Source organism: Marinomonas pontica (genome assembly GCF_036322735.1).
Classification (GTDB): Bacteria; Pseudomonadota; Gammaproteobacteria; order Pseudomonadales; family Marinomonadaceae; genus Marinomonas; species Marinomonas pontica.
This window is the reverse complement of record NZ_AP027271.1, coordinates 405,959-422,792: the sequence shown is the minus strand read 5'-3', so window position 1 is coordinate 422,792 and position 16,834 is coordinate 405,959. Positions and strand designations below refer to the sequence as shown.

General features: G+C 48.6%; 16 protein-coding genes. 9 read left to right on the top strand and 7 right to left on the bottom strand.

From position 1 onward, the window contains the following. Window positions 1–118 precede the first annotated feature (118 nt). Window positions 119–430, top strand: a complete 312-nt coding sequence (locus AABA11_RS02015) for a cupin domain-containing protein (RefSeq protein WP_265727453.1) — start codon at window positions 119–121, stop codon at window positions 428–430. A gap of 21 nt (window positions 431–451) precedes the next feature. Here AABA11_RS02015 and feoB read toward each other — a convergent pair whose 3' ends face one another. From feoB to AABA11_RS02000, 3 genes are all read right to left on the bottom strand, one after another. Next, window positions 452–2,521, bottom strand: coding sequence for a ferrous iron transport protein B (gene feoB, locus AABA11_RS02010; RefSeq protein WP_265727452.1), 2,070 nt, complete (start codon window positions 2,519–2,521; stop codon window positions 452–454). Between the two features lie 43 nt (window positions 2,522–2,564). Then, the gene (locus AABA11_RS02005; RefSeq protein ID WP_265727451.1) at window positions 2,565–2,789 is read right to left on the bottom strand and encodes a FeoA family protein; all 225 of its coding nucleotides are present in this window, start codon (window positions 2,787–2,789) and stop codon (window positions 2,565–2,567) included. 194 nt (window positions 2,790–2,983) lie between these two features. Then, window positions 2,984–3,739, bottom strand: a complete 756-nt coding sequence (locus AABA11_RS02000) for an SDR family NAD(P)-dependent oxidoreductase (protein WP_338264944.1) — start codon at window positions 3,737–3,739, stop codon at window positions 2,984–2,986. 150 nt (window positions 3,740–3,889) lie between these two features. On the opposite strand from AABA11_RS02000, the gene AABA11_RS01995 reads away from it, so the two are divergent. From AABA11_RS01995 to AABA11_RS01970, 6 genes are all read left to right on the top strand, one after another. Continuing rightward, entirely contained in the window at window positions 3,890–4,789 is a 900-nt protein-coding gene (locus tag AABA11_RS01995; RefSeq protein ID WP_265727449.1) for a LysR family transcriptional regulator, read from the top strand. Window positions 4,790–4,909: 120 nt separating this feature from the next. Then, window positions 4,910–5,923 carry a thiosulfate ABC transporter substrate-binding protein CysP gene (cysP, locus tag AABA11_RS01990; RefSeq protein WP_265727448.1) on the top strand — a complete coding sequence of 338 codons (1,014 nt, stop codon included), beginning with the start codon at window positions 4,910–4,912 and terminating at the stop codon, window positions 5,921–5,923. 97 nt (window positions 5,924–6,020) lie between these two features. Then, a complete protein-coding gene (cysT, locus tag AABA11_RS01985; protein WP_338264938.1) occupies window positions 6,021–6,881 on the top strand; it encodes a sulfate/thiosulfate ABC transporter permease CysT in 861 nt (286 codons plus the stop codon). A gap of 9 nt (window positions 6,882–6,890) precedes the next feature. After that, on the top strand, window positions 6,891–7,772 hold the full coding sequence (gene cysW, locus AABA11_RS01980; RefSeq protein WP_265727447.1) for a sulfate ABC transporter permease subunit CysW: 882 nt from the start codon (window positions 6,891–6,893) through the stop codon (window positions 7,770–7,772). Continuing rightward, on the top strand, window positions 7,769–8,863 hold the full coding sequence (locus tag AABA11_RS01975) for a sulfate/molybdate ABC transporter ATP-binding protein (protein WP_265727446.1): 1,095 nt from the start codon (window positions 7,769–7,771) through the stop codon (window positions 8,861–8,863). Before cysW ends, AABA11_RS01975 begins: the two co-directional genes overlap by 4 nt. A 186-nt stretch (window positions 8,864–9,049) precedes the next feature. Next, window positions 9,050–10,111, top strand: a complete 1,062-nt coding sequence (locus AABA11_RS01970) for a GlxA family transcriptional regulator (protein WP_265727445.1) — start codon at window positions 9,050–9,052, stop codon at window positions 10,109–10,111. Between the two features lie 36 nt (window positions 10,112–10,147). Here AABA11_RS01970 and AABA11_RS01965 read toward each other — a convergent pair whose 3' ends face one another. Then, the gene (locus AABA11_RS01965) at window positions 10,148–11,071 is read right to left on the bottom strand and encodes a histone deacetylase family protein (protein WP_338264937.1); all 924 of its coding nucleotides are present in this window, start codon (window positions 11,069–11,071) and stop codon (window positions 10,148–10,150) included. A 210-nt stretch (window positions 11,072–11,281) separates the two neighbouring features. Between AABA11_RS01965 and AABA11_RS01960 the strand changes: the two genes are divergently transcribed. Continuing rightward, the gene (locus AABA11_RS01960) at window positions 11,282–13,675 is read left to right on the top strand and encodes a bifunctional acetate--CoA ligase family protein/GNAT family N-acetyltransferase (protein WP_338264935.1); all 2,394 of its coding nucleotides are present in this window, start codon (window positions 11,282–11,284) and stop codon (window positions 13,673–13,675) included. Here AABA11_RS01960 and AABA11_RS01955 read toward each other — a convergent pair. Next, window positions 13,672–14,055 (bottom strand): septal ring lytic transglycosylase RlpA family protein, encoded by a 384-nt coding sequence (locus tag AABA11_RS01955; RefSeq protein ID WP_338264933.1) that lies wholly within the window; start codon window positions 14,053–14,055, stop codon window positions 13,672–13,674. The two genes, AABA11_RS01960 and AABA11_RS01955, sit on opposite strands and share 4 nt — an antisense overlap. Before the next feature lie 256 nt (window positions 14,056–14,311). Between AABA11_RS01955 and AABA11_RS01950 the strand changes: the two genes are divergently transcribed. Continuing rightward, the gene (locus tag AABA11_RS01950) at window positions 14,312–15,391 is read left to right on the top strand and encodes an AbrB family transcriptional regulator (protein ID WP_338264932.1); all 1,080 of its coding nucleotides are present in this window, start codon (window positions 14,312–14,314) and stop codon (window positions 15,389–15,391) included. Window positions 15,392–15,441: 50 nt separating this feature from the next. Here AABA11_RS01950 and cdd read toward each other — a convergent pair whose 3' ends face one another. Next, complete coding sequence (gene cdd, locus AABA11_RS01945) at window positions 15,442–15,858, bottom strand: cytidine deaminase (RefSeq protein WP_338264931.1); 417 nt, start codon at window positions 15,856–15,858, stop codon at window positions 15,442–15,444. 1 nt (window position 15,859) lies between these two features. Next, entirely contained in the window at window positions 15,860–16,828 is a 969-nt protein-coding gene (locus AABA11_RS01940) for an ABC transporter permease (protein ID WP_265728447.1), read from the bottom strand. Window positions 16,829–16,834 lie beyond the last annotated feature (6 nt).

Below are 16,834 nucleotides of genomic sequence, written 5' to 3'. Positions count from 1 at the left end.
TTTTCACCGTCAGAGTGACGTTTTCGTTGTGCTCTTCTTGGCGAAAAAGTTATTAGATTGTATGTTGATCCATCCATTGAGTTATCTGCTATTGTAACAACATCACAAAGGTATTTTTATGACATTCATCAAAGCCAAAGACTTCACCGCCGACCGTGCTTGGGGCGCGTTGAATATTGCCAATATGAACGGTGTGACGACGCGTTTGCATTGGACGGATCAGCCGTATAAATGGCACATTAACGACGGTGAAGAGGTGTTTGTGGTGTTAGACGGCGTGGTAAATATGCATTATCGAGTCGATGGGAAAGAACGTGTTCAATTGATGTCAGTGGGTGATATTTTCTTCGCAGCGGTCGGAACAGAACATGTTGCGCATCCCATTGGAGAAGCACGCATTTTGGTGATTGAAAAAGAAGGCAGCGTGTAAACACCGCCTTCTTTGGTCTCATTAGCCAACCGCGATAATGTGGCTTTCTACTCTTGGTTTGACCCAAATTTTCAAGCCAATAATAAACAAAATCAGCCAAAGGCTAGCAATGCCAATGGTCATCATCGCGTTTAATGGATTCTCACCAAAGGTCAATAACTGAAAGCTTATCACGGCGGTCACGTAAGCAACTGACGTGCTCCATGCCACAACCACACTGGTCCACAGCAGTCCGCCCTCTTTCATCAAAGCGCCAATGGTCGCCGCGCAAGGCGTATAAAGCAACACAAATACCAAATAAGAAAACGCGCCTTTCCAACCTTCAAACAAAGACACCATATTGCGATGCCCCGCCGTCATCTCTTGGCTTTTTGCGTCGCTCACACTGGTTAATCCTAAAGGGTCAGTCAAGGTAGACACAATGCCCGCCAGGTTTGAACCCAATAAAGTCACCACTCCTATGGCGTTGCTGATGGGCGATTCATATTCAACCGCAGAGACCGTGCTGACGGCATTGGAATACAACGCATCCATGGTGCCAACCACCGCCTCTTTCGCCAAAATGCCCGTAAATACGCCCACGGCTGCAGGCCAATTGTTTTCCCCCATACCAATGGGTGAAAACACCGGCGTGATCACTTGGCCGATCTCGGCTAACGCAGAGGGCTTGCCACCCTCATCGCTGGCACGCCATGAGGGAACCGAATTCAAGATGGTTAAAATAGCCGACACCAAAACAATCGTTTTCCCTGCACGCAGAATGAAGCCACGCACTTTATGCCAGCTAGACAAACCGATGTTGTTCCAACGTGGGCGGTGATAATGCGGCATTTCCATAAGCACACTGACTCGCGCATTTCGAAACAGTTGCTTCCTAAAAATCCACGCAGTCCCTACCGCCATCACGATGCCCAGCAAGTACAGACCAAACACCAAAATGCCACCGTTTTCACGGAAAAAGACCGAAACAAACATAACGTATACAGCCAAACGCGCACCGCAGGACATAAACGGCGCCATCGCCATCGTCAGCATACGCTGTTTCACATTGATCAGACTTCGTGTCGCCATAATGGATGGCACGTTGCAACCAAAACCCAACAACAATGGAATAAACGCCTGACCCGGCAAACCAATCGACGACATAATACGATCAACAATAAACGCCGCCCGCGCCATGTAACCACTGTCTTCTAATATGCTCAGGCAGATATACAAAAAGCCGATAACAGGAATGAAACTTGCCACCAACTGCACACCGCCGCCTAAGCCATTCGCCAACACCACAATCACCCAATGAGGAATTCCCCACTGTGTCATCCAATAACTTGGCAAACTGACAAACCAATAACCCGCCAGCGAATCAATCGGGTCAATAAACAACGTCCCCACACCAATCGCTACCGCAAACATGACATACATAGCCAATAAAAAAATCGGGATCCCCAACCAAGGATGCAGCACAACTTGGTCTATTTTGTCGGTAAAGTTCTTCGCATGGGCACGGCCTTCCACCACATTGGACATCCAGATCCCCACACTGGGAACATGGCTCGGCGGCGCGGCGTCTTTCTGCAGAATATTTTGTAGGACTGTCGGTAATGCATGAAAGCAGGATAAGAGGCGAGCTTGTAGGTCGCTCACTGACAACTGATAACCATCCACCACAGGCACACCGATGTTCTTCGAAAGGCGCTCAATGTCTGGCATCACATTTAACTTACGAGCCAAATCGGTCATGGTCAGCACAATCACCATTGGCCGACCAAGCGCGATCAATTCCTGAGTGAGTTTTAAATTGCGCTTTAAATTGCTGGCATCCACCACATTCACAATGACATCGTAATCGCTGTCATTCAGAAAGCGTCGTGCGATGACTTCGTCCATACCGCCAGTCTGGTTGTTCAGACTGTAAATGCCCGGCAAATCCGTCATATCAACGCGCTCATCGGCGCTCGTGAAAAAACCAGTCTTACAATCCACTGTAACGCCGGCCCAATTGCCAACTTTTTGCCGCGTCCCTGCCAGCTTATTAAATAGTGTCGTTTTCCCAGTGTTCGGGTTTCCGACTAGGGTAATGTGAAAAGACATGCGGTTTACGGTCTCTTAATTAAAGGAACAACAACGGGAAACACTAGTCACGCAACAGAATATGGCTGGCGTCATCACTATGAATGGCGACCAAGGTCGCGCCGACCTTGACTTGTAAAGCATGGCCAAACGGCGCTCTTGTCATCAACTGAACCGTTTCACCAGGGTCAAATCCCAGCGCCAACAGCTGACGCTGCATGTCTTCTTGAGGATGCGAAATAGAATGAATTTCAGCGACAACGCCTTTCGACAGCATTGAAAGAAGCATGATCTCTCCAAGAATAAACGTGATAACAATTATCAAATCAATTTTGGTGCGTATTATGACTCACACACGCGAGGCGTCACCAGCGCTTAAATGTAATGATTCAGTAAACACAAAACGAAAAGATTGCCGCAAAGAGGGAATAAAAAGATGAAAGCCCTCAGCAAGAGGGCTTAGCATGACGTGACAAAGATCGATTAAAGAAACATACCGCCAGATGCTTCAATGCGTTGCCCCGTAATCCAACCGCTGTTTTCACTCAGCAACATAGCCACCGCGTTACCAATGTCTTCGGCCTCACCAACGCGTCCAAGCGCAGTGATGGAGGCCACCATTTGGTTCATCTGTGGGTTATCACGCACATTACCATCACGAAAATCCGTCGCAATGGCCCCCGGTGCCAATGTATTCACACGGATCTGGCGGCTTGCAAACTCTTTTGCCATATAACGCGTCATCACTTCAACAGCACCTTTGGCCATGGCATAGGCACCGGAACCTGGCAAACTAAAGCGCGCCAAACCAGAAGAAACATTCAATATATGACCGCCATTCTTGATGTAAGGCAATAACGCCTGCGTTAAAAAGAACGGACCTTTCACATGAATCGCCAACATGTCCTCTAACTCATCGTAGGTGGTGTTTTCTAGGCTATTATGCAATCCCGTTCCAGCATTATTGAGCAAATAATCCACATCTGAACGGCCAAATTCGCGTTCTAGAATGGCGGACAATTGACCGCTAAAGTTGTCAAATGCCGCCACATCTCGTGTGTCTAGCTGAACATCAAAGGCTTTTTGGCCTTTTTGCTGAATGCTCTTAACCACCTCGTCAGCCGCCGCTTTATTTTGGTGGTAGGTAAACAGCACATCAACGCCTTTGTCCGCCAATGCTAATGCACTGCTCTTACCTAGCCCTCTGCTTGCGCCAGTGATGATCGCTAATGTTGTCATGCTCTCGTCCTCATTAATTAGTCGTTGTTTACTCGATTGTTTATTTGTTCGATTCCCGAAACACAGACGCAGAATAGAGCGTTTATTAATCTAGATAAACGCACCAAAACTGATAACATTGTTCGGATTAAACAAACAATGGAATCGATAATGGATAAATTTGAGGCAATGCAACGATTTGTTTTGGTGGCGCAATCGGGTAGTTTTACCAAAGCCGCTGACGCCCTTGGTTTGCCCAAATCGAGCGTTTCCCACTCTGTCCAAAGTCTTGAAAAAAATTTGGGGATTAGGCTGTTTCATCGCAGTACTCGCAGCGTGACATTGACTCAGGACGGCGAGACCTATTTCCCTCAATGCCAAGCCATACTGGCTGAAATGGATGCCCTAGACAGTCAGTTTCAACGCGAACCAGACGACATTCGAGGCGTGCTCAGAATCGATATGCCCAGCCGATTTGCTAGCACCGTGGTGATTCCTCATCTGGCGGATTTTTTGCAAACTTACCCCAATATTCAATTAAAGATCAGCAGCGCCGATTATCGTGTCGACCCAGTAAAACAAGGTATTGATTGTGTGGTTCGGGTGGGTGATTTGAATGACAGCAGCCTCATTGCTCGCCCTCTTACTCAATATCGTAGCGTCAATTGTGTGTCACCAAGCTATGCCGAAAAATTTGGCATACCACAAACACTGCCAGAATTAGTGCACCACAAGCTGATAGAGTATTCACACACACTGGGCAATATTGACGCTCAGTTTGAATACACAGAAGATGGTAAAGTGAAGCAACTGTCTATGCCGAGCAGCCTAGCGGTGAATGGTACGGACGCGTATTTAAAGGCTTGTCTGTCCGGTTTAGGCATCGCACAAATCCCAGTCATTGGCGTGGAAAGCTTCATCCAACAGGGCCAACTTATGGCAATATTACCCGAATACGAAGCCGCCCCTATGCCGGTGTCATTACTCTATCCCTCTCGTCGCTTGCCGCCAAAACGCTTAGTGGTTTTCATGACGTGGCTGCACACGCTGATTGCCAAAATCGAGGCCTGATTTGGCGAAATATCGCACTATAGTTATTCCAAAAAAGTTTATTTTTACCGATTGTAATAACTAAATCTTTTAAGTAATCTCGTGAGCAATCTAACTTATTGCTTCCCAGATGAGGATTCCATGAAAACTAAACCACGCTTTTTAAAATCTATTATTGGTACATTGTTATTGAGCGGCGCCGTTCAAGCGTCGGCTGCGGATCAAACCATTCTTAACACGTCTTATGACATTGCTCGTGAGCTGTTTGCGACTTACAACCCAACGTTTGAAAAACATTGGCTAGAAACAACCGGCAAAACCATCGAGATAAAACAGTCTCACGCAGGTTCTTCAAAACAAGCCAATGCCATCATGAATGGCTTGTCAGCAGACGTCGTTACTTTTAACCAAGTTACTGACGTTCAAGTTCTGCATGACAAAGGCCGTATGATTCCAGCCGATTGGAAAAATGAATTCCCAAATGCCAGCTCGCCTTATTATTCAACGATTGCTTTCCTAGTTCGTAAAGGCAATCCGAAAAACATCAAAAGTTGGGGCGATCTAGCCGGTAACGATGTGGCATTGGTGTTCCCAAATCCAAAAACCTCTGGCAATGGCCGTTACACGTTCTTAGCCGCTTACGGTTATGCACAAAATACTTTTGGTAAAGACAACGAAGCGAAAGTCGACGATTTTCTAGGTACTTTCCTGAAAAACGTGTCTGTGTTTGATACCGGCGGCCGTGGCGCAACAACGACTTTCGTTGAGCGTGGCATTGGTGATGTGTTGATCACCTTCGAATCCGAAGTAAACAACATTCGTAACCAATACGGTGCAGACAAGTACGAAGTGGTTGTACCAAAAACCTCTATCTTGGCGGAATTCCCAGTCGCTGTAGTGGAAAAAAATGCGAAGAAAAATGGCACCGAAGCCGTGTCTCGTGAATACCTAAGCTACTTGTACAGCGAGGAATCTCAGCGTCTATTGGCGGGTTTCAACTACCGCGTGCATAACGACGTAGTGAAAGCCGAATTTGCTGACAAGTTCCCAGAAGTTAACTTGCTAACCGTCGAAAACATTGCAGGTGGCTGGCCACAAGCAACTAAAGAATTATTCGCAAATGGTGGTAAACTAGACCAACTTCAGCGCCGCTAATATCACATAGAGAAACACTAGCCGGATACGCACGCGTGTTCGGCTTTTCTGTCTCTGAACAGCGCGTTTAATTATTAAGAACACCATAGGCAAAAACATGGCAACACATCTAAGCGCGACCGAAACACGGCCTCGCCATAAGCGAGTTTTGCCCGGACTCAGTTTGAGTTTGGGCACGTCTCTGCTGTTTATCAGCTTGATTCTATTACTCCCCATGAGCGGACTGGTGATGCAATCGGTCGATATGGGCTGGGACAGATATTGGCAAGTCATCAGTGACGAACGCGTGGTTGCCAGTTACAAGGTGACGCTGTGGGCGGCGTTAATTGCTTCTGTTTTCAATGGTTTTTTTGGCCTTCTACTCGCTTGGGTGTTGGTGCGATACGACTTCCCCGGACGCCGTATTTTAGATGCCTTAGTCGATTTGCCTTTTGCGTTGCCAACAGCGGTGGCAGGTATCACCTTGGCGACTTTGTACGCTCAAAACGGTTGGTATGGTGACATCCTTGAAAGCCTAGGGCTAAAAGTGGCTTACACACCTTGGGGCATTGTACTTGCCATGGCGTTTACCAGTATTCCCTTCGTGGTTCGAACGGTACAGCCCGTTTTGGAAGAACTGTCACCAGAAGAGGAAGAAGCAGGAATGACGCTGGGCGCGTCCGATTGGTCGGTATTTCGTCGGGTTATTTTCCCCGCCTTATGGCCAGCTTTGATGACGGGCATTGCCTTGTCTTTCACTCGTAGCTTAGGCGAATTTGGCGCGGTGATTTTTATCGCAGGCAACATGCCTTACGTCAGCGAGATTACGTCTTTGATGATCTTCGTTAGCTTACAAGAGTTCGATTTTCCTGCCGCCAGCGCCATTGCCTCGGTCGTGTTGATGGCGTCGCTCGTCCTCTTGTTCGCCATTAACATTTGGCAGGCACGTTATTTACGTCGTCTTCACGGACGCAGTTAGGAAGCTTATATGTCATCGTCTAAACACTCATCAAACCAACTTCGAGTCGGCGACAGCCCATTGGTGAAATGGTTACTCATTGGTCTCACGCTGTTTTTGACCGCGATTTTGTTAGTCGTGCCGCTGATTGCCATCTTCCAACAAGCCTTTGTGGAAGGCGCAGCGCACTACTTCAACAGTTTGATTGAAGCTGATACCTTGCACGCCATTGGTTTGACTCTAGTCGTTGCAGCGTTAACCGTGCCTATCAACTTGGTATTCGGTGTGATGCTGGCATGGGCCGTAACCCGCTTTGAATTCCCTGGTCGCAAACTCTTGATGACCCTGATGGATATTCCCTTCGCCGTGTCGCCCGTGGTAGCTGGTCTACTTTATCTATTGTTGTACGGCAATAACGGTTGGATTGGCTCTTGGCTTTATGATCAAGACATCCAATTGATGTTCGCTTGGCCGGGCATTGTCATGGTCACCGTGTTTGTGACTTGTCCATTTGTGGCTCGTGAATTGATCCCGCTGATGCAACAACAAGGTCGAGAAGACGAAGAAGCGGCGGTAATTCTGGGCGCTTCTGGCTGGCAATTATTCCGCCGAGTGACGTTACCGAATATTAAATGGGCGCTGATTTATGGCGTGATCCTGACCAACGCGCGTGCGGTTGGGGAATTCGGCGCTGTGTCTGTGGTGTCCGGCAATATTCGCGGTGAAACCAACACGCTGCCATTACAGGTACAAGCCCAGTATGAGGATTATCAAGCCGCTGCCGCGTTTGCCAGCGCCTCGCTTTTGGCAATGATTGCCCTACTTACCTTATTGCTGAAAGCCTTTATTGAATGGCGTCAGGAACGTAGTTTAAAAATTGAAGCTGAAAAAGAAAGACAGGTGACACAATGAGCATTTTGATTGAAAACATTTCCAAACACTTTGGGCATTTTCAAGCCTTGTCACCGTTGTCATTGGACATCCACGAAGGCGAAATGATTGGCTTGCTTGGACCATCCGGTTCTGGAAAAACCACGTTATTGCGTATTATTGCTGGATTAGAAGGCGCAGACACTGGCCGCATTCAGTTTGGTGACAGAGACGTAACCAACTTACATGTGCGAGATCGTCGCGTAGGATTTGTGTTCCAAAACTACGCCTTGTTCCGCCACATGACAGTGGCGGATAACGTCGCCTTTGGCTTAGAAGTCTTACCACGTAAAGAACGCCCAACCCCGACTGAAATAAAAAACCGCGTGATGCATTTATTGGAAATGGTGCAGCTTGAGCATCTTGCCAGCCGTTTCCCATCCCAGCTTTCTGGCGGTCAAAAACAACGTATTGCTTTGGCACGTGCCTTGGCGACTCAGCCTGAAGTCTTGCTACTAGACGAACCCTTTGGTGCTTTAGATGCCAAGGTTCGTAAAGAGCTACGTCGCTGGTTGCGCGGATTGCACGACGAACTAGGCTTCACCAGCGTGTTTGTCACCCATGACCAAGAAGAAGCCTTGGAGCTGTCTGATCGCGTTGTCGTGATGAGCAACGGCCACATAGAGCAAATCGACCAACCCGGTGCGCTTTATGCCTCACCCAACAGCCGATTTGTGTTCGACTTTCTTGGTAACGCCAATGTTTTTGATGGCAAAGTAGAAAATGGCAAATGGCAAAATCTGCAAGCCAATATCGTTCTGCCAAATGGTGCAGAACAGAAAGACGGCCAACTGTACATTCGCTCCCATGAATTCTTTGTCTCAAGAGAACCAACGGTGCAAGCCAACTTGCCGCTGCGCGTGATTGCCATCAACCCAATTGGTGCTGAAGTTCGCCTAGAACTGACTCCGATTGATTGGCACAGCAACGACGTATGGGAAATCGACCTGCCTCACAAAGCATTCGATAAAAACGGCTTCGAAAAAGGCCAAACCTTATACGTTACACCGAAAGCAGGTTACTTCTTCGCCCATGACGCACAACAGCCCGTGCTATTGAATTGGGATCAATAATCGAATGCGAAAAGAGTCGCGAATTATGCGCGGCTCTTTTTCCTCTTCTGCCTCCCTCCCCAAAAAACGTCCTCTCTTAATTCCCCAACACAGCCAAGATAAACACTATATCGGCTTGAATAACGGCATTTATTTTGCATTTGAAATCGGATATTGTGTCCACAAACAAACATAAAGGGTAATAGAATGTTGGAAGTCAGTGAGAAGCTAAACGCCTCTTTGTTTCAGAGCCATCTGAAACGCTCAAACCATGCTTTCTCTCACTCCACGCTGACCAAAAACACTTCTGCACCAATAAGAAGAGCAAGCTTCGTGCTGCTGGACCATTTTTCAATGTCTTCCTTTTCCGTCGCTTTAGACACCTTGATCACATTGAATCTTGTCCACAGCCAGCCCATTTATGAATGCAAAACATACGGCCTGAAAGACAACAAAGCGCTCTCTGATATCTCGATCGAATTAACAACCGATGGCAACATCGAAGACATTGAAACAGACAAAGACTCTGTTCTTATTATTTGCGGTGGGTTTCGCAGCGCACTCAAACCCGAACCTGCGCTGAACAAAAAAATAGCCAAAGCCGCCCAATCTAGTGCCACTATTATGGGGCTTTGGAACGGCAGTTTTTACATCGCCGACAGCAAGATTAAAATTGGCGAGAGCATCTCTATTCATCAAGACAATAAAGCCATCATGCAAGAGCGCTTTCCGGCGTTACATTTATCAACGTCTGCTTTTACCGAGGAGGGTTCGTTGTTTACTTGCTCAGGGCCGAACACCGCGCTCGACATGATGCTTCACTTTATCAAAGGTGCGTATGGCGCGGATTGCTCCCAAGCCGTTGCCGAAGTCATCGGTTCTGACCGAATCCATAAAACAGACAACAAAGCGGCAAACCGATTTTTACGCTCCGACACGCATACGCCAGACTGTATAAAAGACGCCATTTTGCTGATGGAAAGTAACATAGAGGACCCATTAAGCATCGATGAACTCACCAAACTAGTGGGAATTTCCCGTCGCCAAATAGAAAGATTGTTCAAAATTAACGTCGGCGTTACGCCCGCCCGCTATTATATGGAATACCGCTTAACCCGTGCACGTCAGCTCATTCAGCAGTCAAACCTCAGCATTTTTGAGGTGTCAGTTGCCTGTGGATTTGTCAGTGCCGCCCACTTCAGCCGCACCTACCACCGCTTCTTTGGCCAACCACCAACGGACACTCGACGTACTTTCCAAGAGGAATAAGAGGCGAAATGGTAAGAAAAGTGCTCTGTTTTATAACTACAACTTCATCAAACTTTTGATATGACAAAACGCAGCGCGGCCGAGCGCGTCTATGTTGTAGCCGCCTTCCAAGACCGAGACAATTTTTCCATCACAATGTCGATCCGCTACGTCCATCAAAAGATCGGTGATCCACGTAAAGTCCGATTCGCTCAGCCTTAGTTGCCCCATAGGGTCTTCTTTGTGGGCGTCAAACCCTGCGGAAATCATAATAAGCTGTGGTTTGAACGCGTCCAAGGCAGGCAAGAGTTGCTCGGTAATAATGGCCTGGAAGGCGTCACTGCCAGACCCTGCTTCCAGAGGCATATGAAGAATATTATCGTGGGAAGCCCCCGGATCGCTGTAAGGGTAAAATGGGTGCTGATAGCTGGAGGCGTACAGTACGCTAGGATCGGTTTTGAAAATATCTTCTGTGCCGTTGCCATGATGAACGTCAAAATCCACAATCGCCACACGCTCTAGGCCAAACTGTTTAATGGCGTGACGAGTACCCACAGCGATATTATTGAACAGACAAAAACCCATGGCTTTGTCTTGTTCCGCATGATGACCAGGTGGTCGAATCGCGCAAAACGCATTGTCCATTTCACCAGACATCACCAAATCAACCGCTTGTACGACAGAGCCTGCGGCATACAAAGCCGCATCCAAGGTGTGCGGCATCATAATGGTTTCAGGCTCTAATTCAATGCTCCCTTCTTTTGGCGCGCGGGCAAACATGGCATCCACATACGCCGCTGAGTGCGTCTGATTCAGCTGCTCACGCGTCGCGGGCTCGGCTTCCAAACGGCGTAGAAAGTCCATTAATTGCCCCATGATCAATCGGTTTTGAATCGCACCAAGGCGCAGAGGAGATTCTGGGTGATCTTCCCCCATGTTGTGTTTGTCGCAATAGGTGTGTGTGATGTAAGCCGTGGTCATCTTTATTCCAGTATTGTTATTTTTGACGATTGCTATTTTTGACGTTTTTAATTGTTGTCTATTCTGACGTTTAATTGCTTGATATCAAGCCACACACGCTAAGGACAGTCTACCCTACGATGGTCTACCATTCGCACAGCAAAGAACTGTGCTACAGTCCTAAGACAGTGCTATGACTTCAAATATACGTGAGTTTCAGGAGACGATCAGGTGAGCCAACACGCATTACAATCTCTACTCGCGCCAAAATCGATGGTGGTGTTGACCGGTGATGATGCACAGAACCCGCTTATGCTGGCACTGTTAACCTCGTTGTCTGACGCTCAGAAATCTTGCCCTGTGTTTTTGTCGGGCGTTCAACCCGCCAAACCGTTTGCCTTTCCGCTCGTCACGCATTTAACCGAATTACCTCATAGTCCAGACATCGCGGTGCTGGTCGGCACACACAGTCATCAGTCGATGGAAGACATCATTGCGAGTTGCGGAGCGGCGGGAATTGGTTCTTTGCTGATGCTATCTTGGACGGGAGACAGTCAAGAGTCACTGATTGAAGCATTACGTCAACACAATGTGCGTTTGCTTGGCCCGAACAGCTTTGGCATTTGCCGCCCAAAACAAGGCGTTTATGCCTGGCTTGGCCTCACACAACCTTTAACTGGCCGACTCGCTCTAATGTCACAATCCGGCACGGTCGCGAGTGCCTTAGTCGATTGGGCGACATGGCAAGGCATTGGGTTCTCACAAGTCGTTTCGATGGGAACTCCCGTGGATGTGATGCCTTCGCAAGTACTGGACTATTTATCCAATGACTTTGAGAGTCAGGCGATTTTGATGTATTTGCAAAAAATTGGCCGCCCGACGCGCTTTCTCAGCAGTTTACGAGCAACCGGACGAAGCAAACCCGTGGCCGTGGTCACAGAACATTCGATCGGTGCGGACGAGCGAGTGCTGGACGCTGCTCTGAGCCGAACCGGCGCAGTACGAGGCCGTCGCTTAAACGATTTAATCGCGGCCGCGTCGGTCATGACCAACGCCCGTCGCGTCAAAGAGGGCTCGTTGTTAATTATTGGCAATGGCGCAGGACCGGGGGAACTCGCCGCGCAACGCGCCATGGAATTAGAGATTGATCTGCTCACACCAGAAGGCGAGCTCAGAGACAAACTGGAAACCACCATGGCAGGTCGTGGCGGCATAGGCCCAGTGACTACGGTTTGGGCAAGTTGCGCGACGGATCTGTTTATCGACCTTGCTGCCGACGCGTTACACAGTGACGACTGCGGTGCCGTACTGCTGACGCTAAGTCCTACGGCATTGATTGATATTGATTCCCTGTATGATCTCATCATCAAGCTGCATCGCACGCAGAAAAAACTCGTCATGGTGTGTTTACTCGGCGGTGGCAATATGACCAACATGCGCACACGCATCAACGAAGCGGGCATTCCCACTTTTAGAACGCCAGAAACCGCCATTGAAGGTTTTCAGTTTTTGGTGCAATTTCAACGCAACCAATTGCTCGCCAAGCAATCCCCAGACAGCCACGCTTTCCGCTTCAAAATTGACGTTTCCGAGGCAACAAAAGCCCTGAACCAACTGTTCAAAGACAAACAAAAAACGCCCAACGCCGATGCCTTACGGGAAATTTTTGAGCTGTTTCACATTCGTTTAATCACGCGCCGTCAGGCTTCCAATCAATTGTCTGCACCGATTCACCTGCGCGTTTTTCAAGACGCTGTGTTTGGCCCTGCCATTGGTTTGTCATTGGAAGGCGCTCAACAACACAAACAGGCGGAAGCCGTTGCTTTGCCACCGCTCAACACCATTCTGGCAAAAGATTTAATACAGCGCGCTTTTCCCGGTGAAGAGTCATTCGAACTAGAAAGCCTGCTGCGTAACTTATCTACCATGGTGTGTGAATTACCCGAAATTGAACGTCTCGACCTTGCAGACGTGCGACTCCACGACAGCGGCAGCGTTTACGCGGACGTGTCTGCTCAGCTTCGTTTATGCAAAAGTTGGCGCCGCTATGAACACCTCGCCATTCACCCTTACCCAAGACAATGGGTATCGGAGCGCGACCTAAAAAATGGCGAAACCGCCACCGTTAGACCCGTTTTACCAAGAGATGCGAGCATATTGGCCGATTTTGTGCGCAGCATGTCCCACGAAACCCGTTACTTTCGCTTTATCTCTAACATAGAAGAACTGACACCGCGCATGCTCGCCAGCATGTCGCACATAGACTACGACCGAGAAATGGCGTTACTTGCCGTCATTAACCGCGAAGGACAAGACCGGCTGGTAGGCACCGCGCGTTACATAGACAATTTTGATGATCAAAGTTGTGAGTTTGCGGTGGTATTAGGGGATGAGTTTCAGGGCTTGGGTTTGGCGTCTTATCTAATGCGACAACTGTTTCAGGTCGCCGCCGACAAAGGCATTCGAGTAATGAAAGGTATCGTCCTAGCCGAAAACAAACGCATGATCGAATTCTGTCGTCATTTGGGCTTTACCATACAGCGGGATCCAGACGATTTCGGCCAAGTCATCGCCACGATAAAGCTAACCCCCAGCTTGCTCGAAAAGTGTCGAGGTGCTTCCTAACGTAGCACTTCAATCTCTACTTCTATTACACCATCGCGAGTGTTTCCGATTCGTTGGAAAGCGGATTTACTCAGATCAATAATCCGACCGCGAACAAAGGGCCCTCGATCGTTGACTCGTACCACAACGCTTTTGCCATTCTCGATGTTGGTGACTTTGACTTTACTACCAAAAGGCAAACGTTTGTGGGCAGCTGTCATGGCTTTTTGATCAAACAATTCGCCACTCGCCGTTTTACGGCCTTGGTATTTCATCGCGTAATAACTGGCACCACCACTTTCTTCAAACCCAACCGCATCTGATCGGCTAATTGGGCCACTGGCGCAAGCCGTTAGCGCAAGAGAGAGCGTCACCCAAGATAAAATACTCATTACTCGCATTTTTTTCTTTTCCTTGAGGCATTAAAAAATAGTGCGGTTAATGGTAACCAGATAACGAGAAAAAACCAACGCTACCAAGCGAAACCTGCGTCAGCGTCCTGTCAGTTTCTTGGCGTATATTGATAAATGTTATGTTGCTGTCTCTACCTAATATCATGAGCACCTATGCTTAACATCACCGTCAGTGCCGACACGACATGATGGATTTCAGGTATGATGGCCCCGTTTTAAACGATGGATTGTCTCTGATTTTGCTATGCGCTCACCTTTTTTGTCTTTATGCAAAACCCCTTCTCGTTGGCCTACCTCATGGCGTTTAATGATGCTGCTTGGCGTCTCATTTGTTTTGGTGTGCGTATTTGAATACGTTCGAATTCCTGCGGCCTTGTTGCTTGGCCCTATGATCACCGCCATTTTACTCGCTACAAGCGGTGCTGGTATGACATTGCCAAAGCCGCTCTTTCTCTTTGCTCAGGGGATACTGGGCATGATGATCGCCAACAGCCTGCCCTTAACCGTATTTGCTAAAATATCGTTAGAGTGGCCGTTATTTTTAATCGGTACGGTGTCTACGATATTGGCGTCCAGTTTGTTGGGGTGGCTATTGAGTCGAACTGGTTTGCTGCCGGGCACGACGGCTATTTGGGGGTCATCGCCGGGGGCGGCTTCGGCCATGACCATCATGTCGGAATCTTATGGTGCAGACATGCGATTGGTTGCCTTCATGCAATATTTACGCGTTGCCTGTTGTGCCGTCGCAGCCACTATTGTAGCCACCTTATTCCACGTTGACGATGTGTCCGCTGTGCCCACAGATTGGCTTGGCGTGTCATCATGGCTTGGTTTTAGCATCACACTTGGCATCATCCTGCTGGCCAGTGTGGCGGGAGTATTGCTGCGCTTACCAAGTGGCCCCATGCTGCTGTCTTTGTCGGTTGGTTTGGTAATCAAGTTCACGGGGCTGTTGCCCATTGTATTACCAAGCTGGTGTTTAGCTTTGAGCTTCGCGGTACTTGGCTGGGGAATAGGCTTTCGTTTCACTCGACAAGTGTTGCATCATGCTTGGCACGTTTTTCCACACGTGCTGGGGGCCATTATCGCACTGATTACCATCAACGCAGGCGTTGCGGGTCTCTTGATTACGTTTGCGGGAATTGACCCGCTGACGGCATTTCTCGCCACCAGCCCAGGAGGTGCAGACTCAGTTGCCATCATTGCGGCTTCCACCAGTGCAGACGTGTCGTTTGTGATGGCCATGCAAGTGGCTCGGTTTTTGTTGGTGCTCATTGCGGGGCCAATGCTGGCGCGCTGGCTTTCGAGAAACCAAACAGCCTAAACGAAAAAACCACCCGAAGGTGGTTTTTAAACAATAAACTGAACTGACCGCTAGCCCGCTTGTTCAAGGTTTTCTGGGCCAAACGAGAAAGGCAATAACTCATCCATAGTAAGTGACTTTCTTACGCCTTCTGCACCGCAAATATGTATCATGGTGTCCGCAGAAGAGAATTCACGAATTTTCTGACGGCAGCCACCACAAGGCGTTACTAAACCATCGCCATTACCAATAACGTAGATGTCTTTTATCAGCGTATCACCACCCAGCACCATAGCAGCAATCGCTCCCGCTTCGGCACAGGTCCCTTCTGGGTAAGCCGCATTTTCTACGTTACAGCCGGAATAAAACTGACCTTTTGCCGTTAAGATCGCCGCGCCAACATGAAACTGAGAATAAGGCACGTACGCCTTATTCATCGCCTCTTTCGCCAGCTCGAATAGCTCAGTATTCTGCGTCAAATCAGGCATACTAGGCTCGCTCTTTCACATAGGGTCGGCCTACGGCTTTTGGTCCAACGGCTTTGCCAATGAAGCCAGCAAGCAACAGAACCGTCAGCACATACGGCAACACTTCGATCGCCTGCACAGGCACTTCACCAATCCCAGGAATCTCAACGCCCTGCATACGCACAGCAACGGCGTCCAAGAAACCAAACAGCAAACACGCTAATAAGACTGGCACTGGGCGCCACTTACCAAAAATCAGTGCAGCCAGCGCCATATAGCCCTTGCCCGCGCTCATGTCTTTCAAAAATCCTGCATTGTGCGCAGTCGACAAATACGCCCCCGCAAGACCACATAAGATGCCACACACAATGAGAGCTCGGTAGCGGATAAACGCCACCGAAATACCCGCAGTATCTACAGCATGTGGGTTTTCCCCCACCGCGCGAAGACGCAAGCCAAAGCGCGTTTTGTAAATCACCCAATACGTCACAGGAACCATCGCGAACGCCAAGTACACTAGAATATTGTGACCGCTCAGTAAATTCGAATAGATCGACCCTATCACTGGCACACTTTCTAATGCATCAGCAAAAGGAAAGGTGATATCTAAGAAGCGCGCATCCCCCGTCAAAGCCGGCGTTTGACCGCCCATGCCAAACCAATCCATCGACAAAGTAACCGTAAGACCAGCCACAATGGTATTAATCGCCACACCCGAAACGATGTGGTCACCGCGATGCGTAATACACGCAAAACCGTGAATCATCGCCAACGACACCGACGCCATAATCCCAAAGCAAAGACCAATCCACGCAGAGCCAAACACCGCGGCCCCCGCTGCAGCCGCAAACGCACTGCCCAAAATTTTACCTTCTAAACCAATATCTACAATGCCTGCACGCTCAGAATACAAGCCAGCTAACGCCGCAAAGATAAGCGGTGTCGATACACGCATGGTCGCGTCTAGCATCAATATTAATGTTTCAAACATATTCTT

Bases quoted from the DNA above. Each gene is read 5' to 3' on its own strand.
- AABA11_RS01940 (WP_265728447.1), bottom strand. From the start codon at position 16,828: ATGTTTGAAACATTAATATTGATGCTAGACGCGACCATGCGTGTATCG.
- cysT (WP_338264938.1), top strand. From the start codon at position 6,021: ATGGCAACACATCTAAGCGCGACCGAAACACGGCCTCGCCATAAGCGA.
- cdd (WP_338264931.1), bottom strand. From the start codon at position 15,858: ATGCCTGATTTGACGCAGAATACTGAGCTATTCGAGCTGGCGAAAGAG.
- AABA11_RS01955 (WP_338264933.1), bottom strand. From the start codon at position 14,055: ATGCGAGTAATGAGTATTTTATCTTGGGTGACGCTCTCTCTTGCGCTA.
- AABA11_RS01995 (WP_265727449.1), top strand. From the start codon at position 3,890: ATGGATAAATTTGAGGCAATGCAACGATTTGTTTTGGTGGCGCAATCG.
- AABA11_RS02000 (WP_338264944.1), bottom strand. From the start codon at position 3,739: ATGACAACATTAGCGATCATCACTGGCGCAAGCAGAGGGCTAGGTAAG.
- AABA11_RS01965 (WP_338264937.1), bottom strand. From the start codon at position 11,071: ATGACCACGGCTTACATCACACACACCTATTGCGACAAACACAACATG.
- cysP (WP_265727448.1), top strand. From the start codon at position 4,910: ATGAAAACTAAACCACGCTTTTTAAAATCTATTATTGGTACATTGTTA.
- AABA11_RS01950 (WP_338264932.1), top strand. From the start codon at position 14,312: ATGCGCTCACCTTTTTTGTCTTTATGCAAAACCCCTTCTCGTTGGCCT.
- feoB (WP_265727452.1), bottom strand. From the start codon at position 2,521: ATGTCTTTTCACATTACCCTAGTCGGAAACCCGAACACTGGGAAAACG.
- AABA11_RS02015 (WP_265727453.1), top strand. From the start codon at position 119: ATGACATTCATCAAAGCCAAAGACTTCACCGCCGACCGTGCTTGGGGC.
- AABA11_RS01975 (WP_265727446.1), top strand. From the start codon at position 7,769: ATGAGCATTTTGATTGAAAACATTTCCAAACACTTTGGGCATTTTCAA.
- AABA11_RS01970 (WP_265727445.1), top strand. From the start codon at position 9,050: ATGTTGGAAGTCAGTGAGAAGCTAAACGCCTCTTTGTTTCAGAGCCAT.
- cysW (WP_265727447.1), top strand. From the start codon at position 6,891: ATGTCATCGTCTAAACACTCATCAAACCAACTTCGAGTCGGCGACAGC.
- AABA11_RS02005 (WP_265727451.1), bottom strand. From the start codon at position 2,789: ATGCTTCTTTCAATGCTGTCGAAAGGCGTTGTCGCTGAAATTCATTCT.